General features: G+C 57.8%; 15 protein-coding genes. All 15 read left to right on the top strand.

Annotation, left to right across the window (positions count from 1 at the left end):
• Positions 1–3: 3 nt before the first annotated feature.
• The 15 genes from H1B31_RS09580 to thrB all read left to right on the top strand — a co-directional run bounded on the left by H1B31_RS09580 (position 4) and on the right by thrB (position 14,963).
• Positions 4–1,371, top strand: a complete 1,368-nt coding sequence (locus H1B31_RS09580) for a cobyrinic acid a,c-diamide synthase CobB (protein WP_185980154.1) — start codon at positions 4–6, stop codon at positions 1,369–1,371.
• The gene (gene cobU, locus H1B31_RS09575; protein ID WP_185980153.1) at positions 1,359–1,928 is read left to right on the top strand and encodes a bifunctional adenosylcobinamide kinase/adenosylcobinamide-phosphate guanylyltransferase; all 570 of its coding nucleotides are present in this window, start codon (positions 1,359–1,361) and stop codon (positions 1,926–1,928) included. Before H1B31_RS09580 ends, cobU begins: the two co-directional genes overlap by 13 nt.
• On the top strand, positions 1,928–3,460 hold the full coding sequence (locus H1B31_RS09570; RefSeq protein WP_185980152.1) for a cobyric acid synthase: 1,533 nt from the start codon (positions 1,928–1,930) through the stop codon (positions 3,458–3,460). The genes cobU and H1B31_RS09570 overlap by 1 nt, the downstream gene beginning before the upstream one ends.
• The gene (gene cbiB / locus H1B31_RS09565; RefSeq protein WP_185980151.1) at positions 3,457–4,419 is read left to right on the top strand and encodes an adenosylcobinamide-phosphate synthase CbiB; all 963 of its coding nucleotides are present in this window, start codon (positions 3,457–3,459) and stop codon (positions 4,417–4,419) included. Before H1B31_RS09570 ends, cbiB begins: the two co-directional genes overlap by 4 nt.
• Positions 4,420–4,428: 9 nt before the next feature.
• Positions 4,429–5,196 (top strand): adenosylcobinamide-GDP ribazoletransferase, encoded by a 768-nt coding sequence (gene cobS, locus H1B31_RS09560; protein WP_185980150.1) that lies wholly within the window; start codon positions 4,429–4,431, stop codon positions 5,194–5,196.
• Positions 5,187–6,065, top strand: coding sequence for a GHMP family kinase ATP-binding protein (locus tag H1B31_RS09555; protein ID WP_185980149.1), 879 nt, complete (start codon positions 5,187–5,189; stop codon positions 6,063–6,065). The genes cobS and H1B31_RS09555 overlap by 10 nt, the downstream gene beginning before the upstream one ends.
• A gap of 22 nt (positions 6,066–6,087) precedes the next feature.
• Positions 6,088–6,711 carry a histidine phosphatase family protein gene (locus H1B31_RS09550; RefSeq protein WP_185980148.1) on the top strand — a complete coding sequence of 208 codons (624 nt, stop codon included), beginning with the start codon at positions 6,088–6,090 and terminating at the stop codon, positions 6,709–6,711.
• Positions 6,708–7,082, top strand: a complete 375-nt coding sequence (crcB, locus tag H1B31_RS09545) for a fluoride efflux transporter CrcB (RefSeq protein WP_185980147.1) — start codon at positions 6,708–6,710, stop codon at positions 7,080–7,082. The genes H1B31_RS09550 and crcB overlap by 4 nt, the downstream gene beginning before the upstream one ends.
• Positions 7,083–7,204: 122 nt before the next feature.
• A complete protein-coding gene (gene ispH, locus H1B31_RS09540; RefSeq protein ID WP_185980146.1) occupies positions 7,205–8,035 on the top strand; it encodes a 4-hydroxy-3-methylbut-2-enyl diphosphate reductase in 831 nt (276 codons plus the stop codon).
• A complete protein-coding gene (rpsA, locus tag H1B31_RS09535; RefSeq protein ID WP_185981280.1) occupies positions 8,032–9,186 on the top strand; it encodes a 30S ribosomal protein S1 in 1,155 nt (384 codons plus the stop codon). The genes ispH and rpsA overlap by 4 nt, the downstream gene beginning before the upstream one ends.
• Before the next feature lie 82 nt (positions 9,187–9,268).
• Positions 9,269–10,669: a DUF512 domain-containing protein gene (locus H1B31_RS09530; RefSeq protein ID WP_185980145.1), complete on the top strand. Its 1,401-nt coding sequence runs from the start codon at positions 9,269–9,271 to the stop codon at positions 10,667–10,669.
• A gap of 26 nt (positions 10,670–10,695) precedes the next feature.
• The gene (gene der / locus H1B31_RS09525; protein WP_185980144.1) at positions 10,696–12,021 is read left to right on the top strand and encodes a ribosome biogenesis GTPase Der; all 1,326 of its coding nucleotides are present in this window, start codon (positions 10,696–10,698) and stop codon (positions 12,019–12,021) included.
• Positions 12,021–12,602: a glycerol-3-phosphate 1-O-acyltransferase PlsY gene (gene plsY / locus H1B31_RS09520; RefSeq protein ID WP_185980143.1), complete on the top strand. Its 582-nt coding sequence runs from the start codon at positions 12,021–12,023 to the stop codon at positions 12,600–12,602. The genes der and plsY overlap by 1 nt, the downstream gene beginning before the upstream one ends.
• Before the next feature lie 109 nt (positions 12,603–12,711).
• On the top strand, positions 12,712–14,013 hold the full coding sequence (locus H1B31_RS09515) for a homoserine dehydrogenase (protein ID WP_185980142.1): 1,302 nt from the start codon (positions 12,712–12,714) through the stop codon (positions 14,011–14,013).
• Positions 14,010–14,963 carry a homoserine kinase gene (thrB, locus tag H1B31_RS09510; RefSeq protein ID WP_185980141.1) on the top strand — a complete coding sequence of 318 codons (954 nt, stop codon included), beginning with the start codon at positions 14,010–14,012 and terminating at the stop codon, positions 14,961–14,963. The genes H1B31_RS09515 and thrB overlap by 4 nt, the downstream gene beginning before the upstream one ends.
• The last annotated feature ends 98 nt before the right edge of the window (positions 14,964–15,061 follow it).

Below are 15,061 nucleotides of genomic sequence, written 5' to 3'. Positions count from 1 at the left end.
TTCATGCAGTGGAATATCCCGCGCATTGTGATTGCGGCGACGCAGTCGGGCGGCGGAAAGACCACGCTCGTGACAGGGCTTCTCTCAGCCCTGCGCGCGCGTGGCCTTCGCGTGCAGTCCTTCAAGGTGGGGCCAGACTACATCGACCTCGGCTATCATCAGCTGGCGAGCGGGCGCACGGGGCATAATCTGGACACGTGGCTCGTGCCGGAGGAGCGTCTGACGGAGATCTTCGCGCGCGAATGCGCGGATGCGGACATCGCCGTCATCGAGGGCGTCATGGGGCTCTATGACGGCGGGCGGCGCGGCGTCAGTTCGACGGCTGCGATTGCAAAGGCGCTGGATGCGCCCGTCCTCCTCGTCATAGACGCAAAATCCGTCGGAGCGTCTGCGGCGGCAACGGCACTCGGCTTTCGTGTCTATGACCGCACGGTCAATCTCGCGGGTGTGCTCCTCAACCGCCTTGGTAGCGAGACACATGAGGAGATGGTGCGCATGGCGATGGAGGGCGTCGATCTGCGCGTCTATGGTGCCCTACGTCGCGACGCCGCGCTCGCACTGCCCGAGCGTCATCTCGGATTGACGCCCGTGGAGGAGCACGCGGCGGCGGAGACGATTGCCGCCGTTGGTCAGCGGGTCGAGGCTGGGCTGGATCTGGACGCAATTCTGGAACTTGCCCGCAGTGCCTCTCCGCTGTCTGTTGCCCCTCCCGTGCGGACGGATACTGTATCTTCCGTCCGCATCGGCGTGGCGCGCGACGAGGCGTTTTCCTTCTACTATGCGGCGAGCCTCGCAGAACTCGAGGCCCACGGCGCGGAGATTGTCACGTTCAGCCCCCTGCACGATGAAGCACTGCCCGATGTGGACGGCATCATCATCGGCGGCGGATTCCCCGAGATGTTTGCGCGCCGTCTGGCGGAGAATACGGCGATGCGTGCCTCGATCCGCCGTGCGGCAGAGGCGGGGATGCCCATCTACGCCGAATGCGGCGGCTATATGTATCTGATGCGTTCGTTGATCGACTTCGATGGGGCAGAACATGAGATGGTCAGCATCTTCCCCGCGCGCGCACGCATGACGGAAAAGCTGCAGATGGTCGGCTATGTGGAGGCGGAGCAGACATCAGATACCGTGCTCGGTGCGGCGGGGCTTGTGCTTCACGGACATGAATTCCACTTTTCCGTGGAGGAGCCGGACGAGGGCGCGAAGGCAGTTCGTCCGCTCCGCTTCACGAAGCTGCGCAATAACGCGCAGTATGCTGCGGGGCATGCGTACAAAAATGCGCTCGGCAGCTATCTGCATCTGCACTTTGCGGGCTGCACGAAAGCCGCAGCGCATTTTACGGAGGCGTGTCGCAGATGGGGCAGATAACTCTCGTGACAGGCGGCGTCCGCTCGGGCAAGTCCGCATTTGCCGAGCGCTATGCCGCACATTGTGCCGCAGCTGGGGCACAGGTCGCCTACATTGCAACGGCACAGGTCTACGATACGGAGATGCAGCAGCGCGTCGATCTCCATCAGGCGCGCCGTCCTGCCAACTGGTCTACCTATGAGGCGCCCTTTTTTTCTGAGAACGCAATCCGCGCGGCGGGGAAGTCGCACGGCGTGATTCTCTTTGACTGCATTACGATGTTCCTGAGCAATGATATGCTCCAATATCCGGAGGAGGAGCAGGAGCGTGACTCCTTCGTCCTCCATGTGGAGGAGCGGATCGGTGCGCTGATTCAGGCGGCGCAGGAGGTGGAGGCAACGACGATTTTCGTCACGAACGAGGTCGGGGCGGGCATTGTGCCCGAACATCGGCTTGGACGCCTCTACCGCGATATGGCGGGGCTGGCGAATCAGCAGATTGCGCGTAGCGCCGCAGAGGTCTATCTCGTCACCTGCGGCATTCCCGTGAACATCAAGAAAATTGCGGAGGCGATCTGATGGCTAAGAGCATTATGTTGATGGGAACAAGCTCCCATGTGGGCAAGAGCATATTGACAACGGCGCTCTGCCGTATCTTTCGGCAGGAGGGGAAGCGCGTCGTGCCGTTTAAGGCACAGAACATGGCGCTGAACTCCTATGTCACGCTCGACGGGCGCGAGATGGGGCGTGCGCAGGTTGCACAGGCAGAGGCGGCGGGGCTTGCGCCCGAGGTGCATATGAATCCCGTTTTGCTGAAACCCACGGGGAATTCGCAGTCGCAGGTCATCATCATGGGCGAGCCAGTCGGCAATATGAGCGCGCGTGAGTATCACAAGGGCTACTCGCTCAAGGCGTGGGGCGCGGTCGAGGAAGCCCTTGATGTCTTGCAGGAAAACTACGACCTGCTTGTGATCGAGGGGGCGGGCAGTCCAGCCGAGATCAACCTCAAGGCAAATGACATTGTGAATATGCGCGTTGCAAAGCATCTGCGCGCGCCCGTCCTCCTCATCGCAGACATCGACCGCGGCGGCGCGCTCGCCTCCCTCGTGGGTACGCTGGAACTCCTCGACGAGGAGGAGCGTGCCCTCGTCAAGGGACTCGTCATCAACAAATTTCGCGGCGACGTGACCCTACTGATGCCTGCACTCGACTTCCTTGAGGAAAAGACGGGGAAGCCCGTGCTCGGTGTTGTGCCGCATATCGAGCAGCTCGGCATTGACGAGGAGGATTCGGTATCGCTCGATGAGAAGCACTATGGGGATGGCGCCGCGCACAGCGATCAGCTGCGCATTGCCGTCATTCGTACGCCGAAGCTCTCGAATTTTACGGATTTTGATGCGCTCGCAAACGAGCCGGATGTCGCACTCTACTATGTGGGCACGCCGCGTGAGCTCGGGATGCCCGACCTCATTCTCCTCCCCGGATCGAAGAATACGACGGAGGATCTGCTCTACATCCGCGAGTCGGGCTTGGAGGATGCAATCCGTGCGCGCGTGACAGAGGGGACGCCGCTCTTTGGCATCTGCGGCGGCTACCAGATGCTCGGGAGTGTTGTGCGCGACCCGCTGCATACGGAGTCCGAGCACGATGAGACGGCGGGCTTCGGCTATCTGCCGATTGAGACGAGCTTTGCGGCGACGAAGCGTCTGCGTCAGGTTACGGCGTCCGCTGACCTTCCCTTTTTGGGGATGCGGATTGCGGGCACGGGGCTTCCCGGTTATGAGATTCATATGGGGGAGACGCGCTTTATCGAAGATGTTCATCGTCCGTTCCGCATTGTTTCGGCAGCGGGGACGGCGGTGGATCTGCTTGACGGAGCGGTCTCGGCGGATGGGCTTGTCGTGGGCACGTACATCCACGGCGTATTCGATGACGACAACTTCCGCCGCGCACTGCTTAACCGTTTGCGCGTGCGGTGCGGCAGGGAAGAGCTGCCCGTGCAGTATCGTTACCGTGCGGAGAAGGAGCGCGCCTATGACCGCCTCGCCGAGACGGTGCGCACGAGCCTCGACATGGAGAAGCTGCGCGAAATCGTGGAGGAGCGCAGATGATCTCGCCCTCCCTCATCGCCATGGCGGCGTTCTTTCTCGACACTGTGCTCGGCGATCCGCAGACGCGATGGCATCCCGTCGCTGTGCTGGGACGCCTGATTGCATTTTTGGAGAAGCTGCTCTATCCGCTGCGGGGGAGCGACGCGCAGAAATTTGCGATGGGATCGCTCCTGACACTGCTTGTGCTCTGCATTTCCTATGCGTTTGCCGATGGGCTTCTCTTGGCGGCGCGTCAGCTGCCCGTGGCCTGGGGCGCGGATGTCGTCAGCGTCATCCTTCTCTACTTCTGCATCTCGCCGCGCATGCTGGCAAAGGCGGGGCAGGACATCTATGCGCTGCTCGTCAAGGGCGACATTGCGGCGGCGCGCGAGCACGTCGGCTACATCGTTGGACGCGACACGGCAGAGCTGGATGAGGCGGATGCCGCGCGTGCGGCAATCGAGACGGTTGCGGAGAACACCGTGGATGGCGTAATCGCGCCGCTCTTCTTCTTTGCTCTTGGCGGTGCTCCGCTTGCCGTGCTCTACCGCGCGGCGAATACGATGGATTCCATGCTCGGCTATAAGAACGAGCGCTATCTCTACTTTGGGCGCATGGCGGCGCGTGTGGACGATGTGTTGAACTTTGTTCCAGCACGCATGACAGGCATACTCTTCGTGATGGCGGCGTTCCTGCTCGGCTATGACGGGCGCAACGCGCTGAACATTCTCGTGCGCGACGCCGCAGGGCATCCGAGTCCGAACGGCGGTCATGCGGAGGCGCCCGTTGCAGGAGCGCTGCACATCCGCCTCGGCGGTGTCAATTACTACTTTGGCGAGCGGCACTTCCGCGCCTATATGGGAGACGCGCATATGGAGATTACGGCGAAGCACATCCTCGGCGCAATCCGCCTCATGTATACCGTGACCGTCCTCTATCTGCTGCTTTACTATATCTTATCTCTGTATTACTCTGTTTAGAGGCACTTCATGAATTCTTTTCTGATCGGACTTCAATTTCTCACGCGCATTCATCTCGTCAGACAGACCGTGTGGACAGCGGAGGATTTCGGGCGCAGTACGCGCTTCTTCCCGCTCGTCGGGCTTGTGCTCGGCATTTGCTATGCGCTTGCTGCGTGGCTGCTGCTCTATGCATTCGGAATGCGGTCGCTGACTGCCGCGCTCCTGCTCATCCTGCCGCTCCTATTGACAGGTGGGCTGCATGCGGACGGCTTCATGGACACAGCGGACGGCGTGTTCTCGGGGCGGGATCGTGCGCGCAAGCTCGAGATCATGAAGGACAGCCGTGTCGGCGCATTTGGCGTCGTGTCGTTTGTCATGCTCATGTTCGTTCAGTATGCGCTGCTCTCCGACCTAGCGCCTATGCTCTTCGTACCTGCACTCTTCGTCATGCCGATCATCGGCAGGCTCGCGATGGTGCTTGCCGTTGCGTGCTTTCCCTATGCGCGTGAGGACGGCATGGGCAAGACGTTCGCGGATATGGCGGATCGCAGTACCGCTGTGATCGCCGCGCTGACGACGGCGGTGCTCGTCCTGCCGTGGGGTATGCTCGCCACAGCTGCGCTTGTACTCGGCACGCTCTTTGCGCTCCTCTTCTGCCGTACGATGACCAATATCCTCGGCGGGGTTACGGGCGATGTCTACGGGGCGGCAACCGTACTCACGGAGACCCTTGTCCTCGCCGTATTTTCACTTGCGTCATCATATCCGAATGTTTGGGGGATTTTATGGAAATAATTGCAAAAGCGCCGGCTTCCTGCGGCGAACTCGTGGAAGGCGTCCTCGACGGGACGCCATTTCTTGTGACCGCGCCCATCAGCATGTATGCCGTGGCGACGGTCTCAGATCAGTTCACGGGCGTGCATGGGCTTGGAGAAAAGGCGGAGGAGGCTCTGCGGAGGACGCTTGCCTATATTGGCAAGGACTCCCTTCCATTTGGTATACGGCTCGATTCACAGATTCCGCAGGGAAAGGGGATGGCATCCTCGAGTGCGGATATTGCAGCCGTCTCCTATGCGGCGGCGCGTGCCTTCGGGCTGGAGCTGACGGCGCGTGAGATCATGGACATTGCGATCTCGATCGAGCCGAGCGACGGCATCGCTTTTGCAGGACTCTCCCACGTCAGCCATACGACAGGGGAGCTTTTCGGACAGTATGCGAATGTGCCACTTCTCGCTGTCTCCATCTTCGATGTGGGCGGAACAGTGGATACAATCGCCTATTATCAGAGTAAGGGAAACCGTGGAAATCAGGATGCAGCATATCGACAGCTGCTCGATACGGTGGGGCAGGCATTCCGCGCGGAGGGACATCGACAGGAAATCCTGCTCGGACAGGCGGCGACGGTGAGCGCACGTCTCAATCAGGAACATCTGGAAAAACCGCAGCTGGAGGCGTTCATTCGATCGGCACAGAGCAAGGGAGGGCTTGGCGTTCTCGTAGCGCACAGCGGCACCGTGGTCGGCGCGCTGTGGGCGTCGGATCTGAAGGCATCGGACGTGGAGAGAAGGACGCAGGAGCTTGCCGCAGAGTTTGGTGCAGACTACAGTTATATGCAGACTGCGCGGCTAATCTCAGGCGGCGTTGTCTGTGAGATTAGGTCTTGATATACAGAAAGGGGAGGGGGATATGACAGAAATCATCATCATACGCCACGGGGAGACGGAGTGGAACAAGACGGGACGCTTTCAGGGGCATTCGGATGTACCGCTCTCGGCGGAGGGACGCACACAGGCGGCGGCGCTCGGAAAAAATCTTATTGTCGATCATGTGGATGCAATCTATGCGAGCGACCTCACGCGTGCGATGGAAACGGCGGCGCCGCTTGCGGCACGGTTCGGGCTGCCCGTCATTTCGGATCCGCAGCTGCGCGAGCTGAACTTCGGGGCGTGGGAGGGGCGCAACTTCAACGATGTCAACGCCGAGAATCCCAATGCCATGAAGAATTTTTACACCGATCCGGAGCAGGCGGACATTCCTGAGAGCGAACCGTTTCCGGAGTTTCAGCGGCGCGTCGCGGGGCGCGTGCGTGAGATCGTCGCACACGAGCGCGGGAAGCGCGTTGTGATCGTCTCGCATGGCGCATCCATCCGCATCCTGCTCGCTGATCTTCTCTCCATGCCGATCCGCTCCATCTGGCATCTCTCTCAGCTCAATACGGCGGTCAATAAGATTCGCTTCGAGGACGACGGCTTTGCCGTAGTCACTCTGATGAATGATACCTCTCATCTACGTGTGGGGGATGCGCAGTGAACATCCTTGCGGTCGGGCTTGGCGGTGCACTTGGCGCCGTTTGCCGCTATCTCCTCGGACAGGTCATTCCGAAACTCGGCAGCGGATTTCCGCTCGCCACATTCGCCGTCAATATCATCGGATGCTTTGCAATCGGTCTTGTCGTCGGCATTGCGGGCAGGCACGGCGATATCGATCCGCGCCTCATCCTCTTTTTGCAGACGGGCATCTGCGGCGGCTTTACAACATTTTCTACGTTCTCACTGGAAACCCTGACCTTCATCGAGGAGGGGCGGCTCGCAATCGGCATTCTCTACATCGTTTTGAGTGTTCTCCTCGGACTCATTGCCCTCCTCGCGGCGAGAAATTTTGTCAGTGGATCGTACTTGTGAGGGAAAAAATAAATTTTATTTGCGTGGGAGAGGCAGGCGTGTTATACTGTTACACAGATTGTGTGGATAGGATTCTGTATGTGTCGATTCATTGAGAATCAATATACGCTTTGGTGAGGTCTATGGAGGTCATTTTAGCTGAACATCTGGGGTTCTGTTATGGCGTGAAGCGCGCCATTGAGATCGCCCGTCAGAATGCCTCTTCGGATGGCTCGTCCAGTACACTTGGTCCGATCATTCATAATCCACAGATGGTGGAGCGCCTCAAGAATGAGGGCGTTGGCACTGTCGGCTCACTCAACGAGATGGATGACGGCCTCGTCATCATCCGCTCGCACGGGGTGGGACCCAAGGTGTATGAGGAGGCGGAGTCACGCGGTTTAGAACTCGTGGACGCGACTTGTCCGCACGTCAAGAAGGCGCAGCTCTCTGCAAAACTGTTGTCCGAGGAAGGCTATACAGTTGTCATTGTCGGAGAGAAGGATCATCCGGAGGTCAAGAGTATCTTCGAATGGACGGGGCATGGTGCTCATATTATCGAGACAGAGGCGGAGGCAGAGGCACTGCCGCGCATCGGAAAGCTCGGGATTGTCTCACAGACAACATTCTCAGGCGATCGGTTTCAGAGCATTGTGTCCTGCCTTTTGGAAAAGTCGCGTGAGATCAAGATCCTACGCACCATATGCACGGCAACAGATCTGCGTCAGGCAGCAGCCTTGGAGCTGGCCGAGAAGGTTGACGCAATGCTTGTCATCGGCGGCAAGAACAGTGCGAATACGACGCGCCTTGCCCAGCTATGCGCAACAAAATGTAAAACATACCATATCGAAACTGTGGCAGAGCTGCAGGACGAATGGATGAATCATGTTAATAAAATTGGTATTACAGCCGGTGCATCTACACCGGACTGGATTATCAAGGAGGTTTATAAACAGTGTCAGAGCAGAGCATGAAGGAACTTTTGGAACAGGAAGATATGCCCGATATCCAGGAGCGTACGGTTGTCAAAGGGGAAGTCGTTCAGGTATCCCGCGACGAGGCGTATATCGATATCGGCTACAAGCAGGAGATTCCTGTCTCTAAGAGGGAGCTTGCCGTTCCTGCGCCGGACGATGCACGCGATGTCGTGAAGGTCGGCGATGTGATCGATGTCTATATCAAGTCGCTTGGCGGCGACAACGGCGGCAGCCTGTCCAAGGTGGAAGCCGACAAGATGGCTGCATGGAAGGTCATCGAGGAGATTCAGGAGAAGGGCGAGACAGTCGAGGCAAAGATTGCGAAAGAAGTCAAGGGCGGACTCGTCGCCTACGTCATGGGGCTGCGCGGATTCATTCCAGCATCTCAGATGGAGCTGCACTTCGTCAAGGATCTCGCGGTCTATGTCGATCAGACGGTAGAGGCGGAGATCATCGAGATCGACGTTCAGAAGCGCCGTCTTGTGCTCTCGCGCCGCAAGCTTCTCGAGCGTGACCGCGCGGAGAAGGAAGAGGCTGTGTTCTCGGTCATCGAGCCGGAGCAGACTGTCCGCGGCACGGTCAAGCGCCTTGTCGACTACGGTGCATTCATCGATATCGGTGGCGTGGATGGTTTGGCGCATATCTCCGATCTCGCATGGCATCGTGTGAAGCATCCCTCTGAGGTGCTCGAGGTTGGGCAGGAGCTCGATGTCTTTGTCAAGAGCGTCGACCGCGATGCAAAGCGCATCTCCCTCTCGGTGAAGGATACGCTTCCGGATCCGTGGGTGGAGAAGGCGGAGCAGTACGCCGAGGGCGACTTCATCGAAGGCAAGATCATCAAGCTGACGGACTTTGGTGCGTTCATGGAGATCGAGCCGGGCTTTGACGGTCTCATTCCGATGGGCGAACTTGCCGAGAAGCGCATTGAGCGTGCCGATGAGGCTGTTCATACGGGCGATGTTGTGACGGTTAAGGTTCTCCGCATCGACACGAAGCGCAAGCGCATTTCGCTTTCGATCACCAAGGCGAAGCGTGACGCAGATGCGGCAGAGATCAAGAAGTATGTCGATGAGCGTCAGGCAGAGAAGGCGGAAGCCAGCGAAAATACAGAGGGACAGGTCGAGGCTCACCTCGATTGGCTGAAGTAAGTCGGACTGCGAATAACTTTATAAGAACAATAAAGGAGTGATGCAAATCACTCCTTTTTCATGAAATGGAAAGGAGGGGAATATGGCGAGAATGTATCCGGGCATTATCTTGCGCGTGCTGGAAGGGAGCATTGCCGAGGAACTGGGGCTTGTGCCGAGGGATAAGATCCTCGCGGTCAACGATATGCCGCTGCGCGACATCATTGATTTCAGTTTTGCAATGGCGGACGAGGAGATCGAGCTCCTCGTGGAGCATGCAAATGGGGAGCAGGAGCTGATTGCATTCGATAAGGATTACGATGAGGACTTCGGCGTGGAGTTCGAGCATGCTGTCTTTGACGGGATTCGCCCCTGCGCCAATCACTGCTATTTCTGCTTTGTTGATATGATTGCACCGGATATGCGCCACAGTCTCTCCGTCAAGGATGACGACTACCGTCTTTCTTTTCTCTACGGTAATTTTGTGACGCTGACGAATATGGGGGCGGCGGATTTTTCGCGTATAGAGCGCTATCATCTCTCTCCGCTCTACGTATCGGTTCAGTGCACAAATCCTGTGCTGCGTGCCGAGATGCTGCGCTATAAGGGCGCGGCGGATATCCTTGGACAGCTCGCAAAACTCGAGGCAGCGGGCGCGGACTATCATACGCAGGTGGTTCTCTGCTACGGGCTGAATGACGGGGAGGAGCTCGAACGCACAATTCGCGATATCACCGCGCGCCGTCCCCATGCCCTCTCACTTGCCATCGTGCCCGTCGGGCTCACGAAGCACCGCAGCGATTCCTTTCCGCTTGTCCAATTCGACCGAGAGGGCGCTGCGCACGTGATCGATCAGGTGGAAGCATGGCAGGAACGCATGCGTGCGGAGGAGGGGCGCACCTTCATCTATCTCGGCGATGAATTCTACTTCCTCGCGGGACGTGAGGTGCCGTCCGCAGAGATGTACGATGGATTCCCGCAGCTCGACAACGGAATCGGACTGACGCGCAATTTCATCGAGGAGTGGGTGAAGGCCGGCGCAGCGATGGATGAGGAGGATGATGAGGATGATGAGGCGCGCATTGCGGTCGTCAGCGGTACGGCAGTTGCGCCCGTGATGGAGCAGCTGGCGCGCGAGCTCGACCCTGATGCGCGGCGCATTCATGTTCTTCCTGTCGTGAATGAACATTTCGGTGCGACGGTCAATGTATCGGGGCTTCTGACGGGGCACGATATTATGCAGGCGCTGAACGCTCTCACGCATGAGGTGGATGGTGTACTGATTCCCGCGTCTGCGCTGCGTGAGGGCGAAGATGTCTTTCTCGACGATATGAGTCTCGACGCGATGAGGGAGTCCTTTCCCTCTGTCCGCATCGAGCCTGTGGCGACGGGGCGTGACTATCGGGAGGCGCTTGCGGCATGGGGCGCGTACCATCGCGAGCGCCCGAGCGGCGGCTATACGTGGCAGAGCAATGCGGGCTATACAAAGTCTGCGGTAAGCTAACTGGATGCAGGAGAGGAGTGAAGCGGATGAGCAAGCCTATTGTGGCGGTCGTCGGACGGCCGAATGTCGGCAAATCGACGCTGTTCAATCAGATTGGCAAGAAGCGCGTTTCAATTGTCGATGATATGCCGGGGGTAACGCGCGACCGCATCTATATGGATGCGGAGTGGTTGAATCACGAGTTTACAATTATTGATACGGGGGGCATCGAGTTCGACGAGAGCGACCACATTCTCCGCTCGATGCGCAGTCAGGCAGAGCTGGCGATGGAGGAGGCGGATGTCATCCTCTTCCTCGTCGACGGACGTGCGGGGCTGACCTCCTCGGACGAGGAGGTGGCGCGCCTCCTACGGCGGACGAAGAAGCCCGTCATCCTTGCCGTCAACAAGATCGACAGCTTTGATCGCGAGTCACTGATCTACGATTTTTATGCGCTGGGACTAGGCGACCCGATTCCCATCTCCGCGTCGAATGCGATGAATCTCGGCGATCTGCTCGATGCAATCGTTGCGGCATTCCCCGAGGAGATCAGCGACGGCGCTGAGTCCGACGAGATTGCAATCGCCGTTGTCGGCCGCCCGAACGTCGGCAAGTCCTCGCTTGTGAATCGTCTGCTCGGCGAGGAACGTGTCATCGTCAGCGACGTGCCCGGGACGACGCGGGATGCGATCGACACGCATTTCACGCGGGACGGCGTGAAGTATCTGCTCATCGATACGGCGGGGATGCGCCGCAAGGGGAAGATCACTCTGCCCGTGGAGCGCTACAGTGTCATGCGTTCCCTGCGCGCAATCGACCGTGCGGGCGTGGTGCTCATGGTCATCAACGCCGCCGAGGGAATTCTCGAGCAGGATACGAAGATTGCGGGATACGTCCACGAGTCTGGCAAGGGTGTCATCATTGTCGTGAACAAATGGGATATATTCCCGGAGAAACACGATAAGTCGACGCTCCGCTTCACGGATGATCTGCGCGAGAAACTGGGCTTCCTGCAATATGCACCTGTGCTCTATACATCGGCACTCACGGGACAGCGCGTCGAGCGCGTGACGGAGCTGGTCAAATACGTTGCGGAGCAGCAGTCCATGCGCATCAAGACGAGCGTGCTCAACGAACTCATCCGCGATGCGGTCTCGGTCAATCCACCGCCGACGAAGAAGGGCAAGCAGCTAAAGATCCTCTTTGTCACACAGGTGGGAATTGCGCCGCCGACGTTCATCGTATTTGTGAACGATCCCGAGCTCATGCACTTCTCCTACCTGCGCTTCATTGAGAACCGTCTGCGTGAGAGCTTTGGCTTCGAGGGAACGCCGCTGCGCCTTGTCGTACGTGCACGCAAGGAGGAGGAATAATGACGGACTATATTCTCACGGCAATTCTCGCCTATCTGATCGGCTCGATTCCGAGCGGGCTGATTCTTGGAAAGCTCTTCTGGCATACGGATTTGCGGGAGCACGGCAGCCATAATATTGGTGCAACGAATGCATGGCGGACATTGGGGAAGGGACCCGGCATCGCCGTCTTCATTGCAGACAGCCTCAAGGGGCAGGCAGGTGTTGCACTGGGGATTTTCCTTGTCGGGACGCCGCTTGCGGCGGTCATCGGTGGGCTCTTTGCGATCATCGGGCACAGCTTTTCTCTTTTCCTGCGGTTTCGCGGGGGAAAGGGCGTTGCGACATCGCTCGGCGTTCTGACAATGCTGATGGGAAATGTGACATTCATTGTATTTGTCGTTTGGTTTACGATTGTCTATATGACACGCTATGTTTCACTCGGCTCGGTGGTCGCGGGTTTTCTTACACCGATTCTTGCGGCGCTCTACGGCTATCCGATGGAATATGTGCTGTTTACCGTGATTGCTGCGATTCTTGTCATCGTCCGACATCGTGAGAACATCAAGCGCCTGATGAACGGGACAGAGAATAAGATTTAGCGTCCTTTTATTTGTTGATTACGCTTAGATATGGTATACTCAGACTGCTATAAAAATCGTTCTATCGCCTCGAAGTAATTGGACAGGCTTGACTGGGGGATATAATTTGGTGAATACGATAAAGATTGCACTTCTCGGGGCAGGAACTGTTGGTTCTGGTGTCGTGCGTACGCTTGCGATGAATGCGGATACGATTACGGGACGCAGCGGCACACATATTGAGATTACAAAGATTCTCGTGCGCGATGCAAAAAAACATCGTCCCGAGGCTGAGGGCATTGCACTCACGGATAATTTTGACGAGATCCTGAATGATACGGAGATTTCGGTTGTCGTCGAGGTGATGGGCGGACTTACGCCTGCAAAGGACTATATGTTACGCGCGATGGCGGCGGGCAAGCACGTTGTCACGGCGAATAAGGATGTCATTGCAGAGCACCTTGCCGAGCTTTATGCTGCTGCGGCTGAGAACAATGTTGACTTCCTCTATGAGGCGAGTGTCGGCGGTGGCATTCCCATCATCAAGCCGCTGAAGGAGTGTCTGACAGCAAACAGCATCTCGGAGATTATGGGCGTTGTCAACGGTACAACGAACTACATGCTGACGAAGATGACCGAAAAGCACGTCAGCTATGATGCCGTCCTGCGACGTGCCCAGGAAAAGGGCTATGCGGAGGCAAATCCCTCGGCGGATGTGGATGGTCTCGATGCTGCGCGCAAGGCTGCAATCCTTGCTTCACTTGCCTTTGATACGGTCATCGGTTTCGAAGATGTCTCCGTTGAGGGCATTTCGCATATCACCGAGGATGACATAGAGTACGGACTCAACCTCGGCTACGTCATCAAACTCCTCGCGGTTGGTCGCAATACGGAGGAGGGAATCGACGTCCGCGTCCACCCCGTTTTCCTGCCGAAGACGCATCCGCTTGCCTCGGTGAACGGGGTGTTCAACGCGATCTTTGTGCGCGGCAATGTGCTCGGTGATGCGATGTTCTACGGACGCGGTGCAGGTTCGCTCCCTACGGCTTCGGCGGTGGTTGCGGACATCATCGAGATTGCGCGTGATATTGTGTCCGGTACGACGGGTCGCATGAAGTACAAGATCGGGGAGAGAAAAAAGCTCTGTCCCGTGGAAAAGACGAAGTCCTCCTACTATCTGCGTCTCGTTGTTGCAGACGAGCCGGGTGTGCTCGGAGAGATTGCAACGACATTCGGGCGTGCGGGGGTCAGCCTCAAGTCCGTGATTCAGGCGCGTTGGACGGAGACTGGGGATGCAGAGATCGTCGCCGTGACCCATGTCGTCACCCATGCAGCGGCATCTGCAGCAGTAGAGGCACTCGAGGCGCTCCCCGTCGTACGTGAGGTGCGCAGCTTGATCCGCGTTGCAGACGGGCAGGAGGATCTGCTATGAATGAGCGATCCGTACGGGTGCGCGTTCCTGCGACAAGTGCGAATCTCGGCCCGGGTTTTGACGCGTTGGGGGTTGCCTGTACGCTGTATAACGAAATGACGCTGACGCTCACGCACGAAAAGGGGCTTCATATCTCTGCGCGCGGCGAAGGCGCGGCGTATATTCCGGGCGATGAGCGCAATATCGTATGGAAATCCATTCAATATCTTCTCCAGCGTGCCGACCGTGCGGAGGAGTTCCAGGGCGCAAAGATCCGCATGAACAATCGGATTCCGCTGTCACGTGGACTCGGCAGCAGTGCAACTGCGATTGTGGCGGGGCTTACTGCGGCAAATGCCATTGTCGGCAGTCCGTTCAGCCGTGATGATCTCCTGCAGCTGGCGACAGACATCGAGGGACATCCCGACAATGTTGCGCCTGCGATTTTCGGCGGATTTACGGTGAACACGGTGACAAACGGTCATGTGGAATGTTTTTCCTTCCTGCCGCGTATCTTTATGCGCTTTGTCGTCATGGTGCCGGACTTCTATCTCTCGACAAAATCTGCGCGTGAGGTGCTGCCCTCGGAAGTCCCCATGAAGGACGCTGTATTCAACGTCAGCCATGCAGCGATGATGGTCGCAGCGCTCGCGCGCGGTTCGGAGAAACATCTCGGCAATGCCTTTGAGGACGCACTCCATCAGAACTATCGCGCATCCCTCATCCCGGGCATGTTTGATGTCTTTGCCGCAGCGAAGAAGGCAGGCGCCTACGGGGCAGTCTTGAGCGGGGCGGGACCCTGCCTCATTGCCTTTGCTCCCGAGCATCGCAAATGCACGGAGGAAGTGGCAGCCGCCATGCAGGAAGCGTTCCTTGCGCACGATGTGAAGGCACGCCCCCTTCATCTGCGTCTCGATACGAAGGGGGCGCGTGTCCTGCATCGCAAGGAATCTTCCGTAAAGAAAAAATAATATGTATTGTGCCGGTTTCACGGGCAGTTCTATGGACTGCAGTGGAACCGGTAATTTTTTGAAAAAAGACTTGAAATCTTATGCAGTAAAGATGTATA

The organism is Selenomonas timonae (assembly GCF_014250475.1).
GTDB lineage: Bacteria > Bacillota > Negativicutes > Selenomonadales > Selenomonadaceae > Centipeda > Centipeda timonae.
This window is presented reverse-complemented; position numbering and strand designations above follow the sequence as displayed.

Excerpts from the sequence above, each read along its gene's own strand:
- H1B31_RS09570 (WP_185980152.1), top strand. The coding sequence starts at position 1,928 with ATGGCTAAGAGCATTATGTTGATGGGAACAAGCTCCCATGTGGGCAAG.
- ispH (WP_185980146.1), top strand. The coding sequence starts at position 7,205 with ATGGAGGTCATTTTAGCTGAACATCTGGGGTTCTGTTATGGCGTGAAG.
- der (WP_185980144.1), top strand. The coding sequence starts at position 10,696 with ATGAGCAAGCCTATTGTGGCGGTCGTCGGACGGCCGAATGTCGGCAAA.
- plsY (WP_185980143.1), top strand. The coding sequence starts at position 12,021 with ATGACGGACTATATTCTCACGGCAATTCTCGCCTATCTGATCGGCTCG.
- rpsA (WP_185981280.1), top strand. The coding sequence starts at position 8,032 with ATGAAGGAACTTTTGGAACAGGAAGATATGCCCGATATCCAGGAGCGT.
- H1B31_RS09530 (WP_185980145.1), top strand. The coding sequence starts at position 9,269 with ATGGCGAGAATGTATCCGGGCATTATCTTGCGCGTGCTGGAAGGGAGC.
- H1B31_RS09580 (WP_185980154.1), top strand. The coding sequence starts at position 4 with ATGCAGTGGAATATCCCGCGCATTGTGATTGCGGCGACGCAGTCGGGC.
- H1B31_RS09550 (WP_185980148.1), top strand. The coding sequence starts at position 6,088 with ATGACAGAAATCATCATCATACGCCACGGGGAGACGGAGTGGAACAAG.
- cobU (WP_185980153.1), top strand. The coding sequence starts at position 1,359 with ATGGGGCAGATAACTCTCGTGACAGGCGGCGTCCGCTCGGGCAAGTCC.
- cbiB (WP_185980151.1), top strand. The coding sequence starts at position 3,457 with ATGATCTCGCCCTCCCTCATCGCCATGGCGGCGTTCTTTCTCGACACT.
- thrB (WP_185980141.1), top strand. The coding sequence starts at position 14,010 with ATGAATGAGCGATCCGTACGGGTGCGCGTTCCTGCGACAAGTGCGAAT.
- cobS (WP_185980150.1), top strand. The coding sequence starts at position 4,429 with ATGAATTCTTTTCTGATCGGACTTCAATTTCTCACGCGCATTCATCTC.
- H1B31_RS09555 (WP_185980149.1), top strand. The coding sequence starts at position 5,187 with ATGGAAATAATTGCAAAAGCGCCGGCTTCCTGCGGCGAACTCGTGGAA.